Genomic DNA, 276 nt, shown 5'->3' with positions numbered 1-276 from the left:
ATACTCAATTAAAACCGGTCAATAATCTGTGTGCTTATCTTGTAGTAATAATTTTGCATCGGGACGATTCCCACCTTTACCACCATTCTTTGAAGCATACTCCAATAATGCCTTATCGATTTCAGAATTTAATGTTTCTTGTTCTAATTGATAATCTAAATCATAAGATTTCAACAGACCATTGACTAAATCAGCCACCATAGGCTCAACCGGCTGAATTTTTGCTTTCCCTCTTGCCATTTGCGGGAACTCCTATCGTATTGTTAAAGTATACAT

General features: G+C 35.9%; 1 protein-coding gene. It reads right to left on the bottom strand.

Annotated features, from left to right (window positions below):
- Positions 1 to 18: 18 nt before the first annotated feature.
- Positions 19 to 240, bottom strand: coding sequence for a hypothetical protein (locus FJ988_RS30545; protein ID WP_140823045.1), 222 nt, complete (start codon positions 238 to 240; stop codon positions 19 to 21).
- Between the last annotated feature and the right edge of the window lie 36 nt (positions 241 to 276).

The sequence above is a fragment of the Mesorhizobium sp. CU3 genome, assembly GCF_006442965.1.
In the GTDB taxonomy this organism is placed as follows: domain Bacteria; phylum Pseudomonadota; class Alphaproteobacteria; order Rhizobiales; family Rhizobiaceae; genus Mesorhizobium.
The sequence above is the reverse complement of the archived record's forward strand: the minus strand, read 5'-3'. Positions and strand labels throughout refer to the sequence as shown.